The organism is Corynebacterium stercoris (assembly GCF_024160105.1).
Lineage (GTDB): Bacteria > Actinomycetota > Actinomycetes > Mycobacteriales > Mycobacteriaceae > Corynebacterium > Corynebacterium stercoris.
The window spans coordinates 215,274-240,141 of the sequence record NZ_JAMFTQ010000001.1 but is presented as its reverse complement, the minus strand read 5'-3'; the positions used below and the strand labels follow the sequence as shown (position 1 = coordinate 240,141).

Genomic DNA, 24,868 nt, shown 5'->3' with positions numbered 1-24,868 from the left:
AGCCCCTTCGCGGTAATCGCAGCGATGCACCTCCATGGTTACCAGCGGTCAATGCACGAAAAATCCCGCGAATGCCTCTTGCCTGGGCATTCGCGGGATTTTTCACGTACTGATCGCTCAGGTGCCGCGGCTGGCGTGGGAGGATAGGGCGCATGAACGCAGACCCGATGGACACCCTGGAATACCGGGAATTCCCAACCGAGCACGGCAGCATCCGGTACTGGATCACCCCTGAACCCGACCCGGAGAAACCGTGGTTGGTGTTCCTGCACGGCATGCTGGTGGATCACCGCCTCTTCACCAAACAACTGGTCCACTTCAGCGGTCCTGACGGCAGCGCGAACGTGCTCGCGTGGGACAGCCCCGGGCACAACGAGTCCCGGCCCTTCGACCTGGATGCGATCACGCTTGGCGGCGTGGCGCAGTGGTTGATCGGCATCTTGGAGCAGGAGGGGGTTGTGCGCCCGGTGCTGGTCGGGCAATCTTTCGGAGGCATGGTATGCCAGGCCGCGCTGCAGCTGCGCCCCGATCTTGCGAGCGGGTTCGTCTGCATCGACTCAGTGCCGCTCGGTCGGCAGTATTGGAACGCCATCGAGCTGGCCGCCGCGCGGCGCATCGAACCGGTGCTGCGGATGCGACCGTGGAAGAAAATTCTCGAGGCCGCGCCGAAGGAGACGTCGGAAAGCGAGTACGGCCAGCGCCTCACGCGCGAAATGCTTGAGGTGTACGACAAGGAGGAGTACGTACGCCTCGCGGTGCGGACGATCAACGCTACCGCCGACGCCATACTGGCCGACCTCGATTACCAGCTGCCGTGCCCGACGATTCTGGTCTGCGGTGTCAACGACGCGACCGCGAACTCGAAGCGGCAGAACAAGCGCTGGGCGGAGGAAACGGGCAGGACCGTGAAGTGGATCCCACACGCCGCCCACAACGCGAACGCGGACAACCCCGCCGCCGTCAACGCCCACATCGAGCGGTTCCTCGGGGAGCTGGCCGCAGGGGAACGTCGTTAAGCGTAGAACCCGTCCCCGAAGGGGTCGTGAATGCGCCCGGCCAGCTCCGCTACGCTGTCGAGGACCGTGGTGGGGCGGTAGGGGAAGCGGGCGATCTCGGCGTCGTCCGCAATGCCGGTGCGCACCAGAATGGTGCGCATGCCCGCCTCGAGACCGGCCTTGACGTCGGTGTCCATGCGGTCGCCGATCATCACCGTGTTCTCCGAGTGCGCGCCGATGTGGTTCAGCGCCGTGCGCATCATCACCGGGTTCGGCTTGCCCACGTAGTACGGCTCGCGCCCGGTCACAGCCGTGATCATCGCGGCGACGGAACCGGTCGCGGGGATCACGCCGTGCGGCCCGGGGCCGGTCATGTCCGGGTTTGTGGCGATGAAGCGCGCACCATTGCGGATCAGGTTCGACGCCGTGGTCAGCGCCTCAAAGGAGTAAGTGCGCGTCTCGCCCAGCACCACGAAGTCCGGCTCAACGTCGGTGAGCACCCAGCCGATCTCGTGCAACGCGGTGGTGAGGCCGGCCTCGCCGATCACGTACGCGGACGCCTCGCCGGCCTGCTGGGAGAGGAACTTCGCCGTCGCGGTCGCGGACGTCCAGATCCGCTCAGCAGGGATGTGGAGGCCCATGCGCACCAGCTTCGCGGAGAGATCGCGCGGCGTCTGGATCGAGTTGTTGGTCAGCACCATGAACTCGATGCCCTCATCGTTGAGGGTGCGGATGAACTCGTCTGCGCCCGGGATGACATCGCCCTCGCGGTGGAGCACACCGTCCATGTCGGTCAGGTACGAAATGGTCATGATTACTCCTGTTCTGCCAGGTAGTCGGCGAGATCCCCGGCTGTCGTGTGCTCTTCGTAGGTTTCTTCCGTAATGGGCACGCCGAAGTGGTCTTCGATGCGAATCGCCAGCTCAATGCGGTCCAGCGAACTCAGCCCCGAATCGGCGAGTGTTGCCTCGGGGGTGATGATGAGGTTGAAGGAGTCGTCGATAAGCGAGCTCAACCGCGCGAACGCGTCCTGCGGCTGCTCAACCTCCACCGCCTCCCCGAGGTCTAGGCGTTGCGAAAGCTCCATGCCTCCCAATATTAGGGTGGAACGCATGGATACACTCGAGCTGCGCCCCGACCGCACCGGCACCGTCGACTCCGGCGGCGTGCGCGTGTGGTGGTACGAGGTCGGCTCCGACGATCTCGCCGTACCAACCGTGGTCTACCTGCACGGCTTCAACATCGCCGCGCCCGAGTTCGTCTACCAAGTGGACGCGTTGCGCGAGCACGATGTCAGGCAATTGCTTATCGACATCCGGGGCCACGGCAACACCGGCCATTGCCCACCCGAGCTGCTCACCATCGACAACGCCGCCGACGACGTCGCAGCCGTGCTGCGCGCGCGTCGCGTGACCGGGCCGGTGGTGGTGGTCGGCCACTCGCTCGGCGGGCCGGTGTCGCTGTCGCTGATGCGCCGGTACGCGGGCGAGTTCAATTGGGCCGGGTCGGTGCAGATCTCCTCTGCCGTGGAACCCTTCGCGATGCAGGGGATGCCGCAGGTGCTGGCAGGTCCGATCGGGCGCGTGCTGGAGTGGATTGTGGCGCGCACGCCGCACTTCGCCGAAGGCCTCCGCCGCGTGGTGACGCGCACGCTCGCCCCCATCCTCGCCTTGGGGTTCTACTTCCGGCCCATGCCATACGAAGTGATTCGCTTCCACGCGGACATGATCCAGCAAACCCCGCTGGCCACCTACGCCGGCTTCTTCGACGACCTCTTGCAGCACTCCGAGCTGGGCGCCGGGGAAGCGCTGGCGGGCCTGCCCGGCTACATCTTGGTCGGCGACCGCGACCACGTCACCCCCATCGGGCAGTCCGCGCTGCTGGCCGAGCTCTGGCCGGAGGCTTACGTGCAGGTCCTGCCTGATTCCGGGCACATGCCGCCGCTGGACGCGCCGGGCGCGGTGGCGGCTACGATTGAGCGGGTGCTTACGCTGGCGGGGTGTTCTGGTTAACCGACTCCGCCGGAGAAATCGTGCGCTGTGGCTAAGGTATGGCCGGGCATGAATGTTCCAACCAAGGTTTCGTGAGTCACGGGTTGGCGGGGGTTCTCGAGCCGGGAGCCCATCACCTGCGCTGCGCGGGCAGCGACTCCTTCGACTGGAAGTCGTAAGGTGGCAAGGCCCACGTTCTGCCACCGGGGAATTATGCCGTCAACGCCAGTAACGCTCACGGCTTCAGGAATCTTCAGCCCTGCCATAGTGCAGTAGTCGACAAACTGGAGTGCTCTGTAGTCGGCTGGGAACATCACGCATGTCACGCGCCCGTCCTTCAAGAGTTTGAGCACCGGCTGGATTGTGGACATCCGTTGGGCTGCTTCGGCTGCTTCAACGACCTCGACGACCACGCCGGCACTTTTAAGCGATCGGATCATCGCCTGCGCGCGGTGGGACTCTGATGATGAGACTTCCATCGGGGTGTTCACTACGCAGACAGCTTGGTGCCCGTGGTTGACAACGTTGGTTGCCATGATTTCGCCGTGAGTTTCTTCATCGTAGGAAATCGCGGTGATCTCATCGTGAAGTTCCGGACGACCCACAGAGATCATCGGAACTGTGTCCAAGAGGGATTCAACGTCGGACGGACGGATCGAACCCGTCGCTAGGAAAATCCCGTTGACACCGAGCCTCACGAGCCGCTCGAGTGCCGAAAGCTCGTCCACGAGATTGCCGCGAACGGTTGGTGCAGCTGCAACGAGCTGAAATCCGTGATCCTCAGATTGCCGCTGCATCTGTGAGTGGAAGTAGCCGTAGTACGCACTGGATGGGTCGCGGAGAAGCAATCCAACCATTGGAGTGTCGTGCCTCCGGCCTGCCAACGACTGAGCCGCTGCGTTCGGCACGTAACCCAGAGCAGTGATCGCTGCGTTCACCCGTTCGAAAGTTTCTTTGCTCACGGATGAGTTGCCAGTCATCACCCTGGAGACGGTGGCCCGAGATACGCCAGCGGCGCGCGCCACATCGTCCATTGTGACGCGCACGGTTCGGCTGCGTGGATTACTCATAGTTGAGCAAATTCTATCCACCCATCCTGCTGGCTGGATCTCACGACACTACTTCCGAGTGGAAAGGTACTGGTTTAGCAGCATTGGCCAATCTGTCTGGATGATGTCCACACCGTGGTCCACCAGCTTGCCCCAGCCTCTATCCGGATTGTCCAAGACCGAAACTTCGTCGTCCCATCCAAGGAACAAGGGCACCCGGTTCGGTAGGTTGAGTGCATTCGCTTGTACCAGAAGGTTCCTAGCGTGCATGCGTTGGACAAATTCGTTCGTTGCAAGCTCGGAGCCCGCATCATCGACCACGATCTCTACCGCGACAGTGTTCAACTCTGGCCATCCGAGAGTCAGCTCTATCTCCTCCGCAGTTCTCGCAATCGGCATAAACGGGTACTTCACTTTATGCGACGAGAGCACGGACAGCCACGCCTCTGACACCGGGGATTTGAGAAGGACCCGATCCGCGCAGTCGAATCTATCCAGGAATGGCAGTAGGTGGTCCCAGTAATCCCACGAGCGGTCAATGTTGAGGATCATGTCCGGGAACTGTTTGAGGACAGTCTCGAGTTTCTCGAGCCCGTACTTCTCAGCCTTGCCGGAAACGTATACCTCGTACTGCAGCTCTTCCAGTTCGGCGGTACGTAGAGTGAGGATGTCTCGGTCGAGACCGAAGTACGCACCTTCGTAGCCGTTATGGAAAATGAAGTAGTCTCCGTCAGTCGATTCGATGACATCGATCTCTACGATGTCAGCGCCGGAGACGGCCGCCGCTTTCAAGGCCTTAGCTGTGTTTTCTACAATGCTGCCCGAATTCTGGCCGCGATGCACCGCGACCAGCGGCGATCTCCTGCTCACCGCAGCGAGGAAGCGATGGTTGATCTCTGCGTAGGCAGGTTGGCCCACAATGTCGAACGTCATTTGCCAACCGCCTCCTTTGTCTGGGTCGGCATCCCGCGGCGGCGGAACAGTCGACGAATCCAACGAAGTCCCGGGTTGGCAGACTTGTCGTTACGTCCGTAGACCAAGTAGAGCACGATGCTCGAGATGATCATCAGCAGGACCGTGTAGACGAAGGTCAGCGCCGTAGTGTCGTTGAGCGTATCCGACTCAGTAGCCTCATAGATAAAGATGCCCAGCGGCTGGTAGAACGGATGGGCTAGGAAGATTGATGTGTCGTAGTTGTCCAGAAGCGAGTTGAAATTCAGCGCGGTAATCGCCGCAGCAACTGGCAGGACGATTGGAAGAAGGATCTTCCGGAAAATCATGAAGTCGCTCGCGCCGAGTAGGGAGGCGGCTTCCTCTAGGTTGGCAGGCACGCCTGTGTACGAGGCCTTCAACATCCGAAGCGTGAAAGGGATTTTCTCAATCACGTAACCGATCGCAAGTAGGGCGACAGTGCCGGACAGCACCTTGCCAAAAACGAGCGGCTGCGAGCTGCTGAAAGTCAGCAGCAAACCGAGCGCGATCATTGTGCCGGGGAGCAACCACGGAATATGGAGAAGGTACTCTAGCCAGACGGTAACGGTATTGCGGTGGCGCTGTACCAATCGCGCCACAAAGAGCATTGCAAAAACAACAATGACAGAAGCCAGAGCCGAATAGGCGATCGAGATGAGGAACGGCTTCACAGCAGCAGAATCAGTGAAGATCTTCATGTAGTTGCTCAGCGTGAAGTCGGACGGTGTGATCCGGCCACTGTTGATTGCCGAGGCGTTTGTGAAGGAGAAAATGAAGATCAGTACCGGCGGGATAACGTAAATCAGCCAAAGACCCCACGCCAGAATGTGAACAATCACGTTAGCTACCGGGTTTTCAATCTTCTGCTTCTGCAGAGCAACTGGAACCTTGGACACAGAAAAGTACGTGCCGCCCTTTTCCGCGCGGTTCAGCAAAGCAAGCATGATGATCGTCATTACGCCAAGAAACATCGCTAGGGTCGCCGCCAGGTCGCGGGAACTAACTGTCCTCGAGAATGTGAGGATCATCGGGGAGATTGTTTGGAAGTTTTCCCCTCCGAGAATCAGCGGAGCCGTGAGCGCGCCGAGACCGCCGAGGAAAGTGAGGATTGTGATGGCAAAGATCATCGGACGAAGCACCGGTAGAACCACTGTGCGGAAGGTCGTGAAGGTGGAGGCGCCCATCTGCTTCGAGGCCTCGATTGTCTGATAATCAATCTTGGAGATCGAGTCGCTGAGGAAGAGTAGATGGCTACCCGTTCCAGAAAACGTCATCACTAGCACCACAGCGAGTACGCCTTGGAACCAATGGGGGTCCATTCCGGGGAAGAACCGCGTGGCCACATTGGTCAGGTATCCGTTCGGTCCGTAGATCAGGTTGTATGCGGAAACCAGCACCACACCGCCGTATAGCAACGGGGTGGCGAAACCGAGGAACAAGATTCGGGAGCCCTTGATGTCGAAGTAACGGGTCACCAGCACGATGAAGATGCCGACGACATTGACTGTGATGCAAAGAATGAACGCCAGGATCACCGAGTTGCGCAGGGATTTCATTGCGCGCTCGGAGGCGAAGAGCTTGGGGAAGACGTCCAAGCTCCATGTGCCGTTTGGGCGGAACACGTTGAGCAAGAGTGAGATGTTCGGCCACAGCAGGAATGTGATCAGGAAGTATGCCATCAGTGCCAGAATTAGAATATTCAGTGGCGACTTCAGCATTGAGCGAATTGAAAGTCGGTTCTTGTTCATCGCTAAGACCTACCTTGTGGCTACTCGACGCCCGTTGGCGTCGTAACTGCTAATTGCAGAATCGTCGAGCACCAAGGTGTGGTCGCGGCCATTGAAAGCGACTCGATCGCGGCTCGGCACGTTCACACGCAGCGAGGTATCCATTGCATCTACCTCGAGTACAGTGTGGTCGCCCAGGTAGCTTTCGCCAATGATGGTGGCGGGGAGTCGTAGGTCGCCGCCCGCTGCCGGCATGCTGTCACTTTGCACTGTGAGTCGCTCGGGTCGGATGTAGTGGGAGTGCTCGGGCGAGAGGCGTGCGCCCTGGTTGTTTAACTCGTGGATTTGTGCATCGGAGAGCGGGTTTACTTCGCCGAGGAAGTTGCAGACGAACTCCGTCTCGGACTGCTCGTACAGTTCAGTCGGGGTCCCAACTTGTTCAATGCGCCCCTCGTTCAGCACCGCGATTCGGTCCGACATGGAAAGCGCTTCCTCTTGGTCGTGGGTGACATAGACCGTGGTGATTCCCACTTCGGACTGAATTTCCTTCAGCTGGACTCGCAGCTGCTTGCGCAACCGGGCGTCCAGGTTGGACAGCGGCTCGTCGAGAAGCAGAATGCTTGGTTCCATGACGAGGGCACGGGCAATTGCTACGCGCTGCTGCTGGCCGCCGGATAGCTCAGAAATCTGCTTGCCAAGTTGCTCGTCTGTGAGCGAAACCTGCCTCGCGGCTTTCAGGGCGCGCTCCGAAATCTCAGCCTTCGGCAGCTTCTGCATCTTCAAGCCGAACTCGATATTGTCGCGCACATTCATTGATGGGAAGAGCGCGTAGTTTTGGAACACCATGCCGATGCCGCGCTTAGAGGCATGCGCGTAGGTGACGTCTTTGCCGTCAATCCGGATGGACCCGGACGTGGGGGCGATGAAACCAGCAAGGGTTCGCAGGGCGGTGGACTTGCCACAGCCGGACGGACCGAGAAACGAGAAGAACTCGCCTTCATGGATCTCGAGATTGAAGTCAGGGATTGCAACGAATTCGTCGTAGACGACCTTAATGTTTTCGAAGGTAATCATGGAGTCTCCTGGGTGAGAGAAAGCAACGGCCCCGTCTACAGAGAAACGAGGCTCGGTCACTTGTGGGTTATCAGGGAGCGCTACATGTACTGCAGCTCGATCTTCTCAATCCAAGCGGGAAGGTACTTCGCGATGGTGGGCCAATCGATATCCTGCGGCTCGAAAGAATCGGTCTCTTCGACGGCGGTCTGGTCAGCGCCGGCGAGGGCATCTGCGTTCACCGGAGCGGTGAAAAACTCGCGTGACCATGCAGCCTGGACCTCGCCGGAACCGAACCAATCGATAAACTCTTCGCTCTTCGGGTTGTCGGTTCCGGCGACCTTCGCAACGTGCTGCGTAGCCATCGGCACACCGATGGCGGGGTGAACCGCAGTGGTTTGGATGTCGTACTCCTTCTCGCGGTTGGCCTTACCTGCAAGCCACATTTGGCCCGCGTCAACCTCATCAGACTTCATGCGGGCGTAAAGGTCGGTGCCCTTCACGGCCTTGTTGCCGTTCTTGAAGTAGGACTCAATAGCTGCCCACCCCTCGTCGGAGACACCGAGGTCGCCGCTCTCATCGAGGTAGCGAGCCAGAATGCCAGACAGAACCATTTGAGTGGTGGCGCCGCCCAAGCCGGTGGGAACCTCGTATCGGTTGTGGAAGCGCTCCTCCTCCCACAGGTCCGGCCAGTCCTGCGGGGCGTCAGCCGCAGAGAAAGCCGCATCGTTGTACACAAGCATGATCGGCTCGCGGACGATCGGCCAGTACTGCTCGTCATCACCGATGCCACTGTCAACCTTGTCCGACCAAGACGGCTTGTACGGCTCGAGTACACCATCGGCCTTCAGGTGCTCGAAGAAGACATTGTTCAAACCGAACACCACGTCCGCGATCGGGTTCGCTTTCTCAGCCACGAGACGGTCTTGGATATCGCCGCCGCCGAGGTTCACAAACTGGATCTCAAAGCCGGCTTCTGCAGCCTGCTCGGTCAGCCACTCGCCGCGGCCGTCGGAGGTGGAGTTGGAGTAGATAACAAGGGGTTCGTCGGAGCCGCTTTCGGAAGAGCCACAGGCGACAAGAGCCAGGGCGGTCACTGCGGAGGTGAAGAGCGCAGCTGCGGACTTGAACATGGAGGGGCGTTTCACAGAACTGCCTTTCGGTTGGGATCTGACCGGTTGTCGAAAGTGGTTTCACTGCGAAGACACCCGCCTCGCCATGCGTGAACGCGCTTTCATTGGTCATCATCACCCTCGCTTGTAAATTTTCGGTTACGGCAGTTTTAATCTAGGGGGAATAGTTGGAAGCGCTTTCATGTACGCGCTTTCATCGATCTAAAACAGTTTCTAAGCCCATTTAACATTGACCGCCGTCGCGGCGATTTCATCCAAGCGCTCGCCGTCGGGGTGGCCGCGGAGCAGGTCCAGAAGGTCACGAAGAGGCTGCGGATCATTCCCCGGATTCCGGTTCCAGTAGGTGACCGCGGCTTGTGCTGCAAGGTCGATCGAGTTTGGAATCCAGACGAGGGGGAGGATGTAGTTTTCGCAGAGGATGAAGAAGTCCTAGTGCGAGGTGCCCTCCGTCGGCAGGATCACGCTGAGGCGCTGGATGACCTCGCTGAACTCCTCGGCATGGTCGGACTTCCAGTCGTAACCGTCGCGCAGCCAGTCGAGTGCCGGGAAACTCGTGTACAGCGCGACGGTGTCGTCGTCGCGGCCGTCCTTGACGGCTGCGGTGATCGCGGCGAAATCGGTGTCCTCCACGGCTACCTCACCTCCAGAAACGGCGGCGGGGCCGCCCCGTGAGGGGAGGCCCCGCTTCGTCGCTAAGCAAGCACCTACTCGACGGCGTTCTCCTCGCCTTCGTCGTCAGTCGGCGAGTTCGGGGTGGCCGCGGTCGGGTCGTCGATCTTCAGGTCCTTCGCAGCCTGCGCGGCGACGGACATGTCGATCTTGCCCTCGTTTGCCAGGCCCATCAGCGCTGCCACAACCATGGACTCGGCGTCAATGTTGAAGTAGCGGCGGGCGGACTCGCGGGTGTCGGCGAAGCCGAAGCCGTCGGCGCCGAGGACGATGTACTGGCCCGGAACGTACGGGCGGATCTGCTCCTGCAGGTCCGTCGCGAAGTCGGAGGTGGCGATGTACGGGCCCTCGGTCTGCTTGAGCTGGGTGGTCACGAACGGGGTGCCCACGTCCTCGCCCGGGTGCAGGAGCTGCTCGTTGGCGAGGTGGGCGCCGTCGCGGGCGCACTCGACCCAGGAGGTCACCGAGTAGATGGACGCGCCGATGCCGTAGTCCTCCTGCAGCATGCGCTGGGCCTCGAGCGCCTGAACCATGCCGACGCCGGAGGCCAGGAGGGAGACGTTGTGCTCCTTCTGCTCGCCCTTGTCGTAGAGGTAGATGCCGCGGTGCAGGCCCTCCACGTCCAGGTTCTCCGGGCGGGCCGGCTGGTGAATCGGCTGGTTGTACACGGTGATGTAGTACATGACGTTCTCGCCCGGGTTGGAGCCGTACATGCGCTCAATACCCTTGGAGACGATGTACGGCATCTCGTACGCGAACGCCGGATCGTAGACCACCATCGCCGGGTTGGTGGAGGCCAGGATCGGGGAGTGGCCGTCCATGTGCTGCAGGCCCTCGCCGAACAGGGTGGTGCGGCCGGCGGTTGCGCCGATGATGAAGCCGCGGCCCATCTGGTCGCCAGCGGCCCAGAAGTTGTCGCCGGTGCGCTGGAAGCCGAACATCGAGTAGAAGATGTACATCGGGATCATCGGCTCGCCGTGGGTGGCGTAGGACGTCGCCGCCGCGATGAAGGATGCGGAGGAACCGTCCTCGTTGATGCCCTCGTGCAGGATCTGGCCGTCCTTCGCCTCGCGGTAGGACAGCTGCAGATCGTGGTCGACCGGCACGTAGTTCTGGCCGTTCGGGTTGTAGATCTTCAGCGTCGGGAACCAGGAGTCCAGGCCGAAGGTGCGGGCCTCATCCGGGATGATCGGCACGACGCGCTTGCCCACTTCCTTGTCGCGCATGAGCGCCTTGAAGGTGCGCACGAGCGCCATGGTGGAAGCGACTTCCTGGGAACCGGAATCCTTGAAGAGCGCCTTGTAGGTCTTCTCAAAGTCCGGCTGCTCCAGCGGGGTGAAGTTCACGCGGCGCTCCGGCAGTGCACCACCGAGCTCCTTGCGGCGCTCCTTGAGGTACTTGATCTCGTCTGCGTCCTCGCCCGGGTGGTAGTACGGCGGCAGGTACGGGTCCTTCTCCAGCTCCTCATCCGTGATCGGGATGCCCTGCTTATCGCGGAAGAGCTTCAGGTCCTCCAGCGTCAGCTTCTTCATCTGGTGGGTCGCGTTGCGGCCCTCGAAGTTGTGGCCGAGGCCGTAGCCCTTCACGGTGTGGGCGAGGATGACCGTCGGCTTGCCCTTGGTCTCCATGGCCTTCTTGTAGGCGGCGTAGACCTTGCGGTAGTCGTGGCCGCCGCGGCGCAGCGCCCAGATCTCCTCGTCGGTCATGTCCTCGACCAGCTTCAGGGTCCGCTCGTCGCGACCGAAGAAGTGCTCGCGCACGTAGGCGCCGTCGTTGGCCTTGAAGGTCTGGTAGTCACCGTCCTTGGTGGTGTTCATGATGTGCACCAGCGCGCCGTCCTTGTCGCGCTCGAGCAGCTCGTCCCACTCGCGGCCCCACACAACCTTGATCACGTTCCAGCCGGCGCCAATGAAGAAGGTCTCCAGCTCCTGGATGATCTGGCCGTTACCGCGCACCGGGCCATCGAGGCGCTGCAGGTTGCAGTTGATCACAAAGGTGAGGTTGTCCAGGCTGTACAGGGAGGCCATCTGCAGCAGGCCGCGGGACTCCGGCTCATCCATCTCACCGTCGCCCAAAAACGCCCACACGTGCTGCTGGTCGGTGTCCTTGATGCCGCGGTCCTGCAGGTACTTGTTGAAGCGGGCCTGGTAGATGGCGTTCATCGGGCCGAGGCCCATCGACACCGTCGGGAACTCCCAGAACTCCGGCATGCCGTACGGGTGCGGGTAGGAGGGGAGGCCGCCCTGCGGGCGGGAGTGCTCCTGGCGGAAACCGTCCAGGTCATCCTCGGTCAGGCGGCCCTCGAGGTACGCGCGTGCGTACATACCCGGGGAAGCGTGGCCCTGGAAGAAGATCTGGTCGCCGCCCTGCTCGGCATCTTTGCCGCGGAAGAAGTGGTTGAAGCCGACCTCGTAGAGCGCCGCTGCGGAAGCGTAGGTGGAGATGTGGCCGCCAACCTTGATGCCCGGGCGCTGGGCGCGGTGCACCATCACAGCCGCGTTCCAGCGCATCCAGCGGCGGTAGCGCTTCTCAATCTTCTCGTCGCCCGGGAACTCCGGCTCGAGGTTGGTCGGGATCGTGTTCACGAAGTCCGTCGACGCCAGCGCCGGCAGGTCCACGCGCTTGGCGTTCGCGCGCTCAATGAGGCGCAGCATGAGGTAGCGGGCGCGCTCCGGATCAGAAGCGTCCAGGAGGCCGTCCAGGGAGTCCATCCATTCCTGGGTCTCTTCCGGATCGCTATCGTGCAGGTACGACGCAACGCCGTCGCGCAGCATCGGGATGTTGGATTCCGGCGTGTTGCCGTAGACGTCGACGCCCTCGAGGTCGTTCGACTTGTTGTCAGCGTTGTCTGCCACGTGTCTCCTCCAGAATTTAGCCAGGCTTTCCGGCCCTGCGCCGGTGCCCGCTTTGAGAACAGGGTTCACCCCAGATTCTAGTTCCTTTCCGGTTGCTCGGATATGAGCCCGACCAAAAGTGTGATCTAGGGGTAGCGCGCGGGGGAGAACTCCTGGGTAAGGTGGTGCGTATGGCTGCCACCGATGAGACGTACGCCGCCCGCTTAGGAGTGACCGAAGGCGAGGTGGTCCAGGAGATCGGCTGGGATGACGATGCCGATGCCACCATTTCTGAAGCGATCGAGGACGCGATCGGCTCCCCGCTCTTGGACGAGGATTCGACCGAACTCTGCGACACCATTTTGCTCTGGCACCGCGACGAGGACGGGGACCTGGTGGATTCCCTGGTGGACGCGATCCGCAACCTCGGCGACGGCGGCCGCATCTGGCTGCTGACCCCGGGCACGGGCCAGCAGGGCGGCGTGCACGCCGGCGTGATCTCTGAGTCTGCGCAGCTCGCGGGCTTGGTGCAGACGAAGGCCGACCGCTTCGGCCAGTGGCAGGGCTCGCTGCTCACCGCTCCGGCGGGCCGCAAATAGGTAACGAAAGGAACCCGCTGTGATCCGATTTGACCACCTCACGATCTTGACAACCAATTTGCACGAGTCATGGGATTTTTATCGCGCTCTTCCGGAAGCCAAGGTGAGTTCACCAAGTGAGGGATACTTCGAGGTTTCTTTCCATGAAAGTGTCATCGGAGTATTCGATTTAGCAACGTTCGCCGAAGCGACGAAAACTAGCCCCACCAAATCCGGTGGTGCAGTCATTCAATTCCTGGTTGGCGATGTGGATGAGTACTGGAACACATTGCCAACCGAGTACCGGGACAATGGATCATCGCCTCGGGAGATGCCCTGGCAGTCCTACTCCGGATATATCTCAGATCCAGACGGCAACGTGTTGGAGTTCTACAAGTGGTAGATGCAAAGAGGCTACCGCCGCGGATGCGTGCGATAGCCTCTTTTTCTGTGCGCCATGACGGGCTCGAACCGCCGACCTACTGGGTGTAAACCAGTTGCTCTTCCAGCTGAGCTAACGGCGCGCGTCCGGCAATGGTAGCAAACCCCCTTGCCCGCGACCAAACCCCGCCGTGAATATCCCGTTGACACACCTGTCGTGCCGGGGTACAAAGAGCGAGTTCACCTAACACTTCCACCGAAAGGTCCCGTCCCATGTCTCAGCTTCTCCTCGGCCTCTCCGCAAACGCTGTCTGGTACTCCATCTCCAACCTGTTCAGCGGCATCTGGCGCGGCGTGCGCGACTTCGGCTACGAGCAGACCCAGGACTTCCTCAAGTCCATTTTCAAGCGCTAAGCGCTGAACTCATCCTCGATGACCGCGAACAGGTCATCGACAGCGTCCCGGTCGGCACCGGCCGGGATGAACAGGGTGACATCGCGGCCGTCCGGGGTGGGGAAGGTCGCAGCAGCCGCGTCGAGGGGGAGTGCGGCAGCCACAACATCGAGCTCGAAATCGCGGGGGTCCGCGCCATCCTCGAAGCTGTAGTCGATGTCGGCGATATCCCAGGTACCGAAGCGGATGCGCACGGATCCGGTCGCGCCACCGGTCTCGGGGTCGGGCACCACTGCAACGTCGTTCGCCTCTGCGCCGGCGGCGCCAGCGAAACGCTCGACGGTAGCAATAATCGACTCGATATCCCCCGGCACTTCGGCCACATCCGCACCGGAAATCACGGCGCCCGCGAGCAGCGGCGCGCCCTCCGGATCGTCGAGGCCCGCGACGGTGGTCAGCGGGTACGCGCGGAACGTCTCCAGCACGTCAGCCACTGCATCCTCAACGTCATCGGGCTCCACGTCCTGCGCCAGCGCGATCCCCGCGTTGCCCAGCAGTCCGAGGCAGGCTTCCAACACAAGGGTGTCGCGGTCAGTGAGTTCAGCGTGCATGGTGGCCTCTCTGGCTAGCGGGAACGTTCCTGCTCCTTATCGTAGGCCCCGGACCACGGGTTGCGCCGGGTCTGCCCGTAGCGCGAGCGCTGCGCAGGGCCTTGCGTGCCGACGTTCGCTTCCGCCGCCGCAGGTTCCGGAGCCGGTCCGGCGGGGGTGGGGGAAGCGTCGGCAAGCAGTAATTGCTCCTGCTCTTCGCGGTAGCGGCGGCGCTCGCGCGTCTCGGCGGCGATGAAGTAGATGAGACCGGCGGGGGCGAGGATGCCGAAGGCGATCCACTGCAGCCCGTAGGAGAGGTGGTTGCCTGTTTCCAGCTGGGGGAGCGGGATGGGTTCGAGCACGCCCGGTTCGCCGCCGAGGAGCTGCAGGTAGGGACTGAGCATGTCGGTGCCGGTGAGCTCGCCGATCTGGCCAGGGCTGATGGAGTAGACCATCTGGTAGCCCTGGTCCTGCATGGGGGCAGTGGGGTGGATGCCTTCGTCGAGACGCAGCATGCCGGTGAGCGTGACCACGGACCCCGGCGCCGCGGCGAAATCGGGCACCTTGGTGGAATCTCGCGCGGGCACCCAGCCGCGGTTGACCAGGAGGGTTTCGCCGTTGTCCAACGTGAACGGGGTGAGCACCTGGAACGCAGGCGTGCGGTCCACGGGGCGCAGGCGCAGGAGCACATCTGGGCCGGTGAAGCGGCCAGTCGCGGTGACGCGGGTCCATTCGTCGTCGGGGCTCAAGGAGCCGTCGGCACGCAGCACGCTCGACAGCGGCACAGGGTCCTGGTCGAAGGCTTCGACGATGTGCTCGTTGCGCTGCTCCAGACGCTCATTCTTGTCCAGCTGCCACGGCGCGAGCACGGTGAACGCGAAGTAGGAAAACGCGGCGATCAGCAGCGCCGCAATCACCCAGCCCGGGGTGAGAAAGGTGCGCCACCAGGGCTTTTCTGCAGGCTGGGTACTCACAGGTGCTTAGTCTAGTTGGCCGCGCACCCAGGCGATAATGCCGTCGGCGGCCGCCTCTATCTGTTCGCGCGTCGTGGTGAAGCCCTCCGGGCCGCCGTAGTAGGGATCGGCCACGCCGGCGCCTTCCTCGGCTGCCGGGTCGAAGGAACGCAGCAATCGGATGCGCTCCTCCGGAACGCCGCGGGCCACCAGCTCGGAGACGTGGTTGGTGTCCAGCGCCACGATGAGGTCCGCGTCCTGCTGCTCCACGCCGAACTGCTGGGCACGGTGGGCGGAACCGTCGTAGCCGTGTGCCGCGAGCTCCGCGACGGCACGGCCGTCGGCCGAGTGGCCCACGTGCCAGCCACCGATGCCGCTGGAGGTGACGCGGACAGCGTCGCCCAAGCCGGCGTCGGCAAGCTTGTCGCGCATGATCACCTCCGCCATGGGGGAGCGGCAAATGTTGCCGGTGCACACGAAGTCAATGTGTACGGGCTTAGGTTCACTGTGCTGCGACATGGTTCCTCACAATCTCGTCCAACTCGTCAGGGGTGTGCGCGATGTGCGTTGCCTCCGCCCACTCCTCGGGCGTGCCGTAACCCCAGGTCACCGCCACGGATGGGATGCCGAACTCGGCTGCGCCGTGGAAGTCGTGGATGCGGTCACCGACCATCAGCGGGCGCGCTGGATCCACTGAGTCCAGTACGTGGCGGATCACGTCGATCTTGGTGATGCGCCCGGCATCGTAATTCGCGGCGCCGAGGAAATCGAGGTGCGGCCACATGCCGGTTTCCTCGAGGGCGAGGCGGGCAAAGTGCTCGCTTTTCGACGTCGCCGTCACCACGCCCAAGCCGTCTGCCTTCCAGCCCTCGATGAGCTCTAACATCCCGTCGAAGACGGTGAAGCGCCGCCAGCCCTCGCCCGACATGTATTCCGAGTACACGAGCATGGCACGGGCAACCTCGTCGCCGTTCAAACCGGCGGCGTACATGGAGTCGCGCATGGGCGGACCCGGGATGCGGGCGATGAATTCGTCGTCGGGAAGCGGGTGCCCCACGGATTTGAGCGCGCGGACGAAACCCTCCCGGATTCCGGGGAACGAGTCGATCAAGGTGCCGTCGACATCGAGCAGCACGGTCGCAGAGGCGGTCACCTAACCCAGAGTGCCAAATTTGTAGGCTGGGTGCCATGACTGCCGTAACCGTTAGCGATGTCGTCGCCGCCCTCGAAGCCGCCTACCCGCCGCAGCTCGCGGAGAGCTGGGACCAGGTGGGGCTGATCTGCGGCGACCCCGACGCCGAGGTGACCAAGGTGGCCTTCGCGCTGGACTGCACGCAAGCGGTGGCGGAAGCGGCCGTCGCCGGTGGTGCGCAGCTCTTGGTAGTGCACCACCCGCTGCTCCTGCGCGGCGTGCACTCCGTGGCCGCGAACACGCCGAAGGGCAAGGTCATCCACACCCTCCTCACCGGCGGGTGCGCCCTGTTCGCCGCGCACACCAACGCGGACTCGGCGCGCCCCGGTGTCTCCGACCGCCTCGCTGAGCTGGTGGGTATCACGCCGGGCCGGCCGATCAAGCCGGTGTTCACCGACGGCATCGACATGTGGGGCGTGCACATCCCGCCTGCCGACGTCGACCGTGTCATGCGCGAGCTGTTCGATGCCGGTGCGGGCGAGATCGGCAACTACCGCGACTGCTCCTTCGCGTGGGAAGGCACCGGCGGCTTCACACCCGTCAAGGGCGCGGACCCCGCCGAAGGCACCGTCGGCGAGCACCACGCAAGCACCGAGGCGCGCGTAGAATTCGTCGCGCCCACCCGCCTGCGCCGCACGCTTATCGACGTCCTCAGAAGCGCCCACCCGTACGAGGAACCCGCCTTCGACGTAGTCCAGATGGCGGAGACCCGCGATTTGGCCACCGCCACCGGCCTGGGTCGCATCGGTGAGCTGCCGGAGGCGATGACCCTGCGCGAGTTCACCCAGCAGGTGGCGGACGCGCTCCCGGAGACTGTGTGGGGCGTGCGCGCGGCCGGCGACCCGGAGCAGATGGTGCAGAAGGTGGCCGTGTCCTCCGGCTCGGGCGACAGCTTCTTGGAGGACGTTGCCAAACTCGGCGTGGACGTGTACGTGACCTCGGATCTGCGCCACCACCCCGTGGACGAGCACCTGCGCGCCGGCGGCCCCGCCGTCATCGACACCGCGCACTGGGCCAGCGAGTTTCCGTGGACTGAGCAGGCCGAAGGTATCGTGGCACCGATGGGCGTGGACACCGAGATCCTCTCAATCCGGACCGATCCCTGGACCCTGTCCGCGCACCCGAACCACACCGCACGCTAGGAGGAGAATCCCACAATGCACCTTTCCAAAGACCTGCAGCCGGTGCTCCTCGAGCTCGCCCGCGCGGAGCACGCCGCTTCCCGCCCCGCGCAGCAGCGCCCGGAGGAGCAAGAGCTCGCCCGCCTCGTGGCAGAGCGCGAGCGCATCCAGTCCGCCGCGTCCGCCGCGCAGATGGCCGTGGACGACATGGAGCTGGAGATCCTGCGCATCCAGGAGGATGAGCGCAAGCTGAAGCGCCGCGAGCTGGACGACAAGCACCAGCTCACCGCCGAAACCGACCCGGAGCGCCGCAAGGACCTGGAGCACGACCGCTACGCCGCGAAGTCCCGCATCGCCGACCTGCTCTACGAGCTGAAAGAGGCGCACAACGAGATTGCTGCGCTGCGCAACAACCGCGACAACCACGGCGCGCGCCTCGACGAGGCAAACCGCAAGGTCGAGGCCGCGCAGCGCGCCGTCGACGCGCTGCCCGCAATTGAGGCTGTCGATCCCGCCGGGCTGCGCGCACAGTTGCCTGCCGACGTGCTGTCGCTTTACGACGATGTCTCCGCGGCCTCCTTCAACGGCCGCACCTGCAACGGCTGCTTCATCCAGCTGCCGCCGGCCGAGCGTGCGGAAGTCATGGCCGCCGACGAAGACGAGCTGCCGACCTGCCCGAACTGCGGCACCCTGCTGGTGCGCGTCTCCCCGGCCGCCGAGTAAGGCCCCGCCCGATGCACGTCCAGATGTTTTGCGACGGCGGCTCCCGCGGTAACCCGGGCGTCGCCGGCTCCGGCTCAGTGGTGTACGGCCCGGACGGGGAGACCCTGGCCGAGGTCGCCTACGTGGTGGGCAAGAAGTCCTCCAACAACGTCGCGGAGTACTACGGCCTGATTCGTGGCCTGGAGGCCGCCGCGGAACTCGGCGCCACCCGTGTCGACGTGTCGATGGATTCCAAGCTGGTCGTCGAGCAGATGACCGGCCGCTGGAAGATCAAGCACCCCGACATGCAAAAGCTCGCCCGTGAGGCCCGCGACCTGGCCAAGCAATTCGAGAAGGTCACCTACGCCTGGGTGCCGCGCGCGAAGAACAAGAAGGCCGACGAGCTGTCGAACGTCGCCATGGACGCCGCCGCCGAGGACGGCACCCCGCGGATCCTTGAGGCCTCCACCCCGTCTCGTAGGAATTCCGCCAGCGATCTCGCGACCAGCGCCGGAGCAAGCTCTGCCGAAGAAAAAGCGGAATTCTCACGAGGCAAGGGGACCCACCAGACCGCCAGCCCGTCGCACTGGGCGGGCCAGGACGCGCCGCGGACCCGATTCGTGCTGCTGCGCCACGGGCAGACGGCGCATTCGGCGGAGCGCCGGTACTCCGGCACGTCTGACCCTGAGCTCACGGAGGTCGGCCAGGCGCAGGCCCGACGGGCGGCAACGACGCTGGCCACCATGGGGAAAGTCGACGTGATTGTGACCTCGCCGCAGCGCCGTGCACGCCAGACGGCAGCCGCCTGCGCGGAAGCCCTCGGCGTTCCCGAGGACGCCATCGAGGTGGTCGAAGACTTCCGTGAGCTCGACTTCGGGGCGTTCGAGGGGCTCACGCGCCAGGAAGCACAGGAGCGGGATCCGGACGCATTCGGTGCGTGGGAGGCGTCGGCAAGCGAAAAGCCCCCGAGCGGCGAGTCGCTCGCCCAGCTGCACCGGCGCGTGACCCGGGCCAGGTTGATGGTGCAGAAGGCGCACGAGGGCAAAACGGTGCTGGTGGTTACGCACATGACGCCGATCAAATCCGTGATCCGGCAGGCGCTGGGCACGGGTGCGGAGACGTTCCGGCACATCTTCCTGGATCTGGCGAGCGTGTCCGTGGTGGAGTTCTACGGGGACTTCGGCGTGGTGCGCACGTTCAACGACGTGGCGCACCACCGGCAGCCGGCTTCCTAAATCCGCCCCGTCGGGCGTAGAATCGCCTGCGCGAATGAGTCGGCCGGGTGATCGCGGCGCGCCGTACCGCCACGCATGTGGGCTGGCGGCGGTCGAGGAAAGTCCGGACTCCGCAGGGCACGGTGGTTGCTAACGGCAACCCGGAGCGATCCGCGGGAAAGTGCAACAGAGAGTAGACCGCCCAGCGTGCTGGGTAAGGGTGAAAGGGTGCGGTAAGAGCGCACCGGCGCGGCTGGTGACAGCTGCGGCCAGGTAAACCCCACCGGGAGCAAGGCAAGAGCCGCTGCCAGTAGTTGGCAGAGGTCGTCGGACGCGATGAGGCTGCCCGCCCATGTCCGAAGGTAGCTGCTTGAGGCCCCCAGCGATGGGAGGTCCAGATGGATGATCGCCACCCGCAGCGCTCGCTACGGGAACAGAATCCGGCTCATAGGCCGGCTCATTCGCCCCACTTTTCTGGCACGATGGCACACCATGAAGCTGTACGCCGCGCCGCTGAACTTTCGCGCGATTGCCGATGAGTTCGACGTCCCCACCGACTTCGCGCCGGAAGTCGTCGAGGAGGCGGCGCGGCTGACTGACACCTTCGCGGGCACGCGCCGCGACGCTCGCGACATCCCGCTGGTGACCATCGATCCGCCCGGGTCGAAGGACTTGGACCAGGCGGTGTACATCGAGGCGCGCGGCGACGGCTACCGGGTCCTGTACGCGATCGCGGATGTCGCTGCATTTGTCGAGCCGGACACGCTGGTCAAGCAGGAGTCCCTCATCCGCGGGCAGACCGTTTACCTGCCGGATGAGCCGGCCCGCCTCCACCCGGCGCCGCTCTCGGAAGGTTCCGCGTCGCTCCTGCCCAATGTCGACCGCCCAGCGGTGCTGTGGACGTTCGACCTCGACGCGGCTGGCGAGGTGGAAGACGCGCACGTCGAGCGCGCGCTGGTGCACTCCGTCGCGCGGCTTGACTACGACGGGGTGCAGGATGCTTTCCGACGGGGCGAAGAACATCCGTCGATACGCTTGCTGCCCCAGGTGGGGTGGCTGCGGCAGCAGTCTTCGCTGCGGCGCGCGGCGATCAATCTGCGCTTGCCGTCGGTGCGCGTGGTGGAGGATGCCGGGGCGTTTGAGCTGGTCATCGAGCCGCGCCACCCGGTGATGGACTACAACTCCGAAATCTCCCTCCTCACCGGCATGGTGGCCGGGCGGATGATGGTCGCTGCTGGCGTGGGGTTCTTGCGCACGCTCGGGCCCGCGCCGGCGGAGGCGGAGGCCGAGTTCCGGCGCGAGGCCGCGAACCTGGGTTACGTGATCGCGGAGGACTGCGGAATCGGCGAATTCCTCGCCGGCGTCGACGCGGACACCCCGCGCGGCATGGCCGTGATGCGGGAGGCACAGAAGCTGCTGCGCGGCTCCGGCTACGTCGACCTGAGTGAGAAGGAGCCCGAAGTGCACGCCGGCATCGGCGGGTACTACAGCCACGTCACCGCGCCGCTGCGCAGATTGATCGACCGCTACGCCACCGAGGTGTGCCTGGCCATCTGCGGCGGCTACGAAGTGCCGGAGTGGGTGACCGAGTCCGCCCCGCAGGTAATCCAGTCCATGGCGCGCACCTCGCAGCTGGCTAACACGGTGGACCGCGCGGCGCAGCACCTCACGGAGGCGACCGTGCTGGCTCCGTGGGTGGGGCAGAATTTCACCGGCGTGGTGCTCAAACGCGGGGAGGACTCGGGCGACCGCGCCCGCATCTTCATCACCGACCCGCCGGTGCTCGCGCCCTCAATCGGCGCCCCGCCGGAGGGCACCGAGACAACATTCTCGCTGGTGCGGGCTGACCCGGAAGCGAGGGAGGTCGTGTTCGCCTGGCCGGCGGACTAGCCGCCCGTTAGCGCTCCACGCGGGCCGGCTCGCCCGGCGTGATTTCCACGAGCTCGAATTCCTCCGCGAAGCGCTCCACGAACGCGTCCGCGTCCTGGATCGGCACAAACGCGATCACTGCCTGCGACGTGCCCGCCGCCGCCGGGCGCGCCGCCACGGCGCCGCCTTCCAGCACTTGCGCCACCAGCGCATCCGGGGTCTCGATGTCGTGCGCCTCGGAGCGCGAATTCAGAAGCGTCAGCAGTTCGTTGCTGCGGCGGGAGCGCAGCGCCTTCGCAGTGGCCAGGCTGCGCAGCGTCTCCGTCTCGCAGAACTGCACCCACTGGCGAGCGGTCGCCGGATCCGGGGCAGATGCGTCGCCGGTGTCGCGCCGGGCCTCCACCCAGCCGACGACGCGGTCCACGTTATCCGGCAGCTCGCGCAGCGAGGACACGCCGAAGTTGCTCACAGCCTCGTCGATGAACCCGCGCCACTCGGCGATCCGCTCGGCCTGCTCGCCGTGGGGCTGGCCCAGCTCGGTGGCGACGGAGAAGATCCGCACGCCCAGCTTCGCCGGGTGGGGCGCTGCGGTAACCGAGCCGTCGGCGTAATCCACCACGTTCACCTGGTCGGGCGTGCCGCGCAGCGCTACGGTGTGGCGGGCGCGCAGCAGAGCAAGGGTGGAGTGAGCGGCGACCGCCTGCGAGCAGATCTCCGCGATCCGGGCGCGCATCGGCGGTTCGTCGACCTCGGGGTTCTCCGCGGCCAGCGCGAGTGCGAGCGCTGCATCCGCGGCGTACAGCGCGCCGAGGCCCGCGCCGAGCGGGAAATCCGACGTAATCGTCACATCCAGCCCCGCGGTGTCCCGCGAGATGATCTGGCGCTGAATCAGCCCCTGAATCAACCCCACGTAGCGGGTGGCTAGGGGGTGCTCAATGGTGCCGTCGGCAAGCGAGGCAAGGCTCCCGGTCGCGTCGATCGGCTCGGCGTAGGGCCCGTCGGCGTGGATGGCAATCACGTCGTCCTCGCGCGGACTCACCGCTACGGCGGCGCGATTGCCGGCCAGCCCCAGGATGGTTACGCCGCCGAAGTGGTCGACGTTCTCACCGATGAGCACCCAGGTGCCGGGCGCGGACGCCACATGCGCGGGCGCGCGGCCGGTGAGAGCTTCATGCTTTTCGACGGCGCGTTCAACCACCGCGTCGTGGGGGCCGGTGTAAAAAACCATGGCCCCACAGTACCAACGCCCCCGGGTAGGGTAGTGGGAACAATTTCCCCCGACGAAGCACATCAAGGAGCACCCCATGGCAGACGAGAAGTTCTACTACAACCCGGCAACCGGCGAGGTCACCCAGGGCAAGGTCGAATCCTGGGACAACCGCATGGGCCCCTACGACACCCGCGAAGAGGCCGAGCACGCCATCGCCATCGCGAAGGAGCGCACCCGCCGCGCCGACGCGCTCGACGAGGCGGACGACAACTGGGGTGCCACCCCGTCCTGGGAGAAGGACGAGAAGTAGGGGTTGCAGGGCTGCCGCGGACATCGGCTCTTTCCATACCCCCATGGTCACGCCCCCATGGTGGCCCAAAAACCCGTCACTATGGGGGCGTGGCTATGGGGGTACGTGATCGGTGGGGTGGAGGGGTGGGCATCGTGGCTAGCCCAGCCCTCCCCACTTGCGCCTAGGCCTTGACCTTTTTGAATGCCTTCTTCAGCTCGCGCATGGCTTCGTCGTAACCCGCGAAGGCCTTGTTGCCCCGGTCGAGTTCGCGCTGGTACAACACGCCGTACGCGAATGTGTCCTCGCCCCGCTCGCGAGCCTCGTTGGCCAGCCTCTGGATGCGGTCGCGCGACGTGACTGCGTCTTGGAAATCACCGAGCACGGTCTGCATTCCCTTCGCGGCTTTCGCCAGGCGGCCGGTCTTGATCCCCGCCTGCTGCGCTGCCGACGTGGCGTAGCGCAGCTTCTTGACCGCCTTGCGCACGTCGTGGACGTACTCCTCGCGGTCGTGCAGCGGCAGGTCCGTGTCGTGGTAGTACTCGTCCACGAGCTTGTCGCGCTTGTTCACCTTCTTGAACGCCTTCTCGAGGTGCTCAAGCATGATCTCCCGGGATTCCTTCTTGAGCTGCTTCGCGCTTTTCTCGGGCTTATCCTGCTCGCCCTCGCCGTCCTCGCCGTCCTCGCCGTCCTCAGCGGACGCCTCCTCGCCGAGCGTCACCGGCGGGTTAGCCAGCAACTCGTCGATGTCATCCAGCATGGTGAGGAAACGCTCGGAGTTCAGCATCTCCACGATGTCTGCGTGCGCGGCCTCGTAGTCCGCGCGCATGTCGTGTTCGATGTGGCCGCGTGCGGTGTCGTCGATAAGCCCGCTCTCGTCGGTGTCCAGGAGCTCCAAGAACCGCTCCTCGACGACCTCCGCATCGCGTGCGACACCGAGTACCGCGGCGGTCTCCTTGAGTTCCGCTTCGAGGTGCTCCAGCTCCTCGCCTTCGAGAATGCCCTCGAACGTCTCGAGCAGGGAGCGCATTTCGCGGGTGGCCACGCGCAGCTGGTGCACCGAATCGAACTCGTCGGCGCGGACCTTCGGGTCCCACTCCACGATCTGGTCGCGCTGCACGCGCAGCGCCTCGACCACGGCGGCTGCGGGGGAATCCTCGTCGATGCCCTCGGACTGCAAGTGGGGCGGCTGCGGGGCGGTGTGAATGCTGTCGCCGAGTGCGGTAGACAGCTTCGACGGGGAGGACGACTTCCGCGCACCGGCCGCAATCAGGAAGGAGGTTGCCTGGCGGATGATGCTTGCGCCGTCCTCGGTGCCGGCGACAGACTCGTCCAGCTCTACTTCCCATTCGCGCCAAGAGGTGCGCTGGCCGCCGGGCAAAAGGGACCACGCGGTGACGTGGTCATCGCAGAATTCCGCGACCGGCTCGCCGTTCTCGCCGGCCAGCTTGGACTCCACGCGGCGGTTATCCACCTGGGCAATCGGTTCGAGCGGCTCGGTGCGAACGATCGCGCGGACCTGCTCGACGAGCTGATCCGGGATCTGCGCCGGGTCCTCCAACGGGACGCGCAGCTCGCGACGGCCGCCGCCCTGGTCCGGGATCTTCATGTGCCAGCCGTCGTCCGCACCGCCCGTGCGCCGGCGCAGCGTGATCTTCTGGCGGGTGAGGCGCAGGTCCTTGGTGTCATAATAAATAGCGGAGAGGTTGTGCTGCTCGGTGCCCAGCATCGAGGCAACCCCCGGCAACTGGGTCAGGTCGGGGACGCCGGTGTGATCGTCGACGGCGAGCTTCAGCTCCACCTCGAGGTGCTTTTCCGGGGCCTTGGTGCTTGGGGCCTTGTTCTCAATGCTCTCAGCCATGGGAGGCCTCCTTCAGGTTTGGAAGGGAAAATTTCGTTGGTCTGCCTCAACCATAGCCGGTGAAGAGGAGGGCCCTTCCTCCCAACTATGTG

25 protein-coding genes, 1 tRNA gene and 1 other RNA gene are annotated in these 24,868 nt (G+C 64.1%); 11 read left to right on the top strand and 16 right to left on the bottom strand.

The window, feature by feature from the left end; translation table 11 throughout:
- Positions 1-152: 152 nt before the first annotated feature.
- Complete coding sequence (locus M5J20_RS01135) at positions 153-1,016, top strand: alpha/beta fold hydrolase (protein ID WP_253575547.1); 864 nt, start codon at positions 153-155, stop codon at positions 1,014-1,016.
- Here M5J20_RS01135 and M5J20_RS01130 read toward each other — a convergent pair.
- Together M5J20_RS01130 and M5J20_RS01125 are read right to left on the bottom strand one after the other, a co-directional pair.
- The gene (locus M5J20_RS01130; RefSeq protein WP_253575545.1) at positions 1,013-1,807 is read right to left on the bottom strand and encodes an HAD-IIA family hydrolase; all 795 of its coding nucleotides are present in this window, start codon (positions 1,805-1,807) and stop codon (positions 1,013-1,015) included. The genes M5J20_RS01135 and M5J20_RS01130 overlap by 4 nt on opposite strands.
- Before the next feature lie 2 nt (positions 1,808-1,809).
- Entirely contained in the window at positions 1,810-2,082 is a 273-nt protein-coding gene (locus M5J20_RS01125) for an acyl carrier protein (RefSeq protein WP_253575543.1), read from the bottom strand.
- 25 nt (positions 2,083-2,107) lie between these two features.
- On the opposite strand from M5J20_RS01125, the gene M5J20_RS01120 reads away from it, so the two are divergent.
- A complete protein-coding gene (locus M5J20_RS01120; RefSeq protein ID WP_253575541.1) occupies positions 2,108-3,007 on the top strand; it encodes an alpha/beta fold hydrolase in 900 nt (299 codons plus the stop codon).
- On the opposite strand, the gene M5J20_RS01115 is transcribed toward M5J20_RS01120, so the two are convergent.
- The 7 genes from M5J20_RS01115 to aceE all read right to left on the bottom strand — a co-directional run bounded on the left by M5J20_RS01115 (position 3,004) and on the right by aceE (position 12,363).
- Positions 3,004-4,056 carry a LacI family DNA-binding transcriptional regulator gene (locus M5J20_RS01115; protein WP_253575539.1) on the bottom strand — a complete coding sequence of 351 codons (1,053 nt, stop codon included), beginning with the start codon at positions 4,054-4,056 and terminating at the stop codon, positions 3,004-3,006. The genes M5J20_RS01120 and M5J20_RS01115 overlap by 4 nt on opposite strands.
- Positions 4,057-4,104: 48 nt before the next feature.
- Positions 4,105-4,968: a glycerophosphodiester phosphodiesterase family protein gene (locus M5J20_RS01110; protein ID WP_253575537.1), complete on the bottom strand. Its 864-nt coding sequence runs from the start codon at positions 4,966-4,968 to the stop codon at positions 4,105-4,107.
- A complete protein-coding gene (locus M5J20_RS01105) occupies positions 4,965-6,686 on the bottom strand; it encodes an ABC transporter permease (protein WP_253575535.1) in 1,722 nt (573 codons plus the stop codon). Before M5J20_RS01105 ends, M5J20_RS01110 begins: the two co-directional genes overlap by 4 nt.
- A gap of 78 nt (positions 6,687-6,764) precedes the next feature.
- Positions 6,765-7,808 (bottom strand): ABC transporter ATP-binding protein, encoded by a 1,044-nt coding sequence (locus M5J20_RS01100; RefSeq protein WP_253575533.1) that lies wholly within the window; start codon positions 7,806-7,808, stop codon positions 6,765-6,767.
- Between the two features lie 80 nt (positions 7,809-7,888).
- A complete protein-coding gene (locus tag M5J20_RS01095) occupies positions 7,889-8,935 on the bottom strand; it encodes an extracellular solute-binding protein (protein ID WP_253575531.1) in 1,047 nt (348 codons plus the stop codon).
- Positions 8,936-9,349: 414 nt separating this feature from the next.
- Positions 9,350-9,550 (bottom strand): hypothetical protein, encoded by a 201-nt coding sequence (locus M5J20_RS01090; protein WP_253575529.1) that lies wholly within the window; start codon positions 9,548-9,550, stop codon positions 9,350-9,352.
- A gap of 74 nt (positions 9,551-9,624) precedes the next feature.
- Positions 9,625-12,363, bottom strand: coding sequence for a pyruvate dehydrogenase (acetyl-transferring), homodimeric type (gene aceE / locus M5J20_RS01085; protein WP_253575865.1), 2,739 nt, complete (start codon positions 12,361-12,363; stop codon positions 9,625-9,627).
- Between the two features lie 251 nt (positions 12,364-12,614).
- Here aceE and M5J20_RS01080 point away from each other — a divergent pair, with 251 nt between their 5' ends.
- Together M5J20_RS01080 and M5J20_RS01075 are read left to right on the top strand one after the other, a co-directional pair.
- Positions 12,615-13,022 (top strand): DUF3052 domain-containing protein, encoded by a 408-nt coding sequence (locus tag M5J20_RS01080; RefSeq protein ID WP_253575527.1) that lies wholly within the window; start codon positions 12,615-12,617, stop codon positions 13,020-13,022.
- 19 nt (positions 13,023-13,041) lie between these two features.
- Entirely contained in the window at positions 13,042-13,404 is a 363-nt protein-coding gene (locus tag M5J20_RS01075) for a VOC family protein (RefSeq protein ID WP_253575525.1), read from the top strand.
- A 48-nt stretch (positions 13,405-13,452) separates the two neighbouring features.
- Here the strand turns inward: M5J20_RS01075 and M5J20_RS01070 are convergent.
- Positions 13,453-13,525: transfer RNA gene (locus M5J20_RS01070), tRNA-Val, on the bottom strand.
- A 130-nt stretch (positions 13,526-13,655) separates the two neighbouring features.
- On the opposite strand from M5J20_RS01070, the gene M5J20_RS01065 reads away from it, so the two are divergent.
- The gene (locus M5J20_RS01065; RefSeq protein ID WP_253575523.1) at positions 13,656-13,796 is read left to right on the top strand and encodes a hypothetical protein; all 141 of its coding nucleotides are present in this window, start codon (positions 13,656-13,658) and stop codon (positions 13,794-13,796) included.
- Here M5J20_RS01065 and M5J20_RS01060 read toward each other — a convergent pair.
- Genes M5J20_RS01060 through M5J20_RS01045 form a run of 4 tightly spaced genes read right to left on the bottom strand, consistent with a single transcriptional unit; the run spans position 13,793 to position 16,471 of the window.
- Entirely contained in the window at positions 13,793-14,386 is a 594-nt protein-coding gene (locus M5J20_RS01060; protein ID WP_253575521.1) for a hypothetical protein, read from the bottom strand. The genes M5J20_RS01065 and M5J20_RS01060 overlap by 4 nt on opposite strands.
- 14 nt (positions 14,387-14,400) lie before the next feature.
- A complete protein-coding gene (locus tag M5J20_RS01055) occupies positions 14,401-15,339 on the bottom strand; it encodes an SURF1 family cytochrome oxidase biogenesis protein (protein WP_253575519.1) in 939 nt (312 codons plus the stop codon).
- Positions 15,340-15,345: 6 nt separating this feature from the next.
- Positions 15,346-15,837 carry a low molecular weight protein-tyrosine-phosphatase gene (locus tag M5J20_RS01050; RefSeq protein WP_253575517.1) on the bottom strand — a complete coding sequence of 164 codons (492 nt, stop codon included), beginning with the start codon at positions 15,835-15,837 and terminating at the stop codon, positions 15,346-15,348.
- Positions 15,821-16,471, bottom strand: coding sequence for an HAD hydrolase-like protein (locus M5J20_RS01045; RefSeq protein WP_253575515.1), 651 nt, complete (start codon positions 16,469-16,471; stop codon positions 15,821-15,823). The genes M5J20_RS01050 and M5J20_RS01045 overlap by 17 nt, the downstream gene beginning before the upstream one ends.
- Before the next feature lie 35 nt (positions 16,472-16,506).
- On the opposite strand from M5J20_RS01045, the gene M5J20_RS01040 reads away from it, so the two are divergent.
- From M5J20_RS01040 to M5J20_RS01020, 5 genes are all read left to right on the top strand, one after another.
- Positions 16,507-17,652 (top strand): Nif3-like dinuclear metal center hexameric protein, encoded by a 1,146-nt coding sequence (locus tag M5J20_RS01040; protein WP_253575513.1) that lies wholly within the window; start codon positions 16,507-16,509, stop codon positions 17,650-17,652.
- Between the two features lie 15 nt (positions 17,653-17,667).
- Positions 17,668-18,354: a zinc ribbon domain-containing protein gene (locus tag M5J20_RS01035; protein WP_253575511.1), complete on the top strand. Its 687-nt coding sequence runs from the start codon at positions 17,668-17,670 to the stop codon at positions 18,352-18,354.
- 11 nt (positions 18,355-18,365) lie between these two features.
- Entirely contained in the window at positions 18,366-19,568 is a 1,203-nt protein-coding gene (locus M5J20_RS01030; RefSeq protein ID WP_253575509.1) for a bifunctional RNase H/acid phosphatase, read from the top strand.
- Positions 19,569-19,603: 35 nt separating this feature from the next.
- Positions 19,604-20,011, top strand: an RNA gene (rnpB, locus tag M5J20_RS01025) — RNase P RNA component class A.
- A 28-nt stretch (positions 20,012-20,039) separates the two neighbouring features.
- Positions 20,040-21,437, top strand: coding sequence for an RNB domain-containing ribonuclease (locus M5J20_RS01020; protein ID WP_253575507.1), 1,398 nt, complete (start codon positions 20,040-20,042; stop codon positions 21,435-21,437).
- Positions 21,438-21,444: 7 nt separating this feature from the next.
- Here the strand turns inward: M5J20_RS01020 and M5J20_RS01015 are convergent, their stop codons facing one another.
- On the bottom strand, positions 21,445-22,644 hold the full coding sequence (locus M5J20_RS01015) for a galactokinase family protein (RefSeq protein WP_253575505.1): 1,200 nt from the start codon (positions 22,642-22,644) through the stop codon (positions 21,445-21,447).
- Positions 22,645-22,720: 76 nt separating this feature from the next.
- Between M5J20_RS01015 and M5J20_RS01010 the strand changes: the two genes are divergently transcribed.
- Positions 22,721-22,936 carry a hypothetical protein gene (locus tag M5J20_RS01010; RefSeq protein ID WP_253575503.1) on the top strand — a complete coding sequence of 72 codons (216 nt, stop codon included), beginning with the start codon at positions 22,721-22,723 and terminating at the stop codon, positions 22,934-22,936.
- A gap of 163 nt (positions 22,937-23,099) precedes the next feature.
- Here the strand turns inward: M5J20_RS01010 and M5J20_RS01005 are convergent, their stop codons facing one another.
- Complete coding sequence (locus M5J20_RS01005) at positions 23,100-24,776, bottom strand: CYTH and CHAD domain-containing protein (RefSeq protein WP_253575501.1); 1,677 nt, start codon at positions 24,774-24,776, stop codon at positions 23,100-23,102.
- Positions 24,777-24,868: the final 92 nt, after the last annotated feature.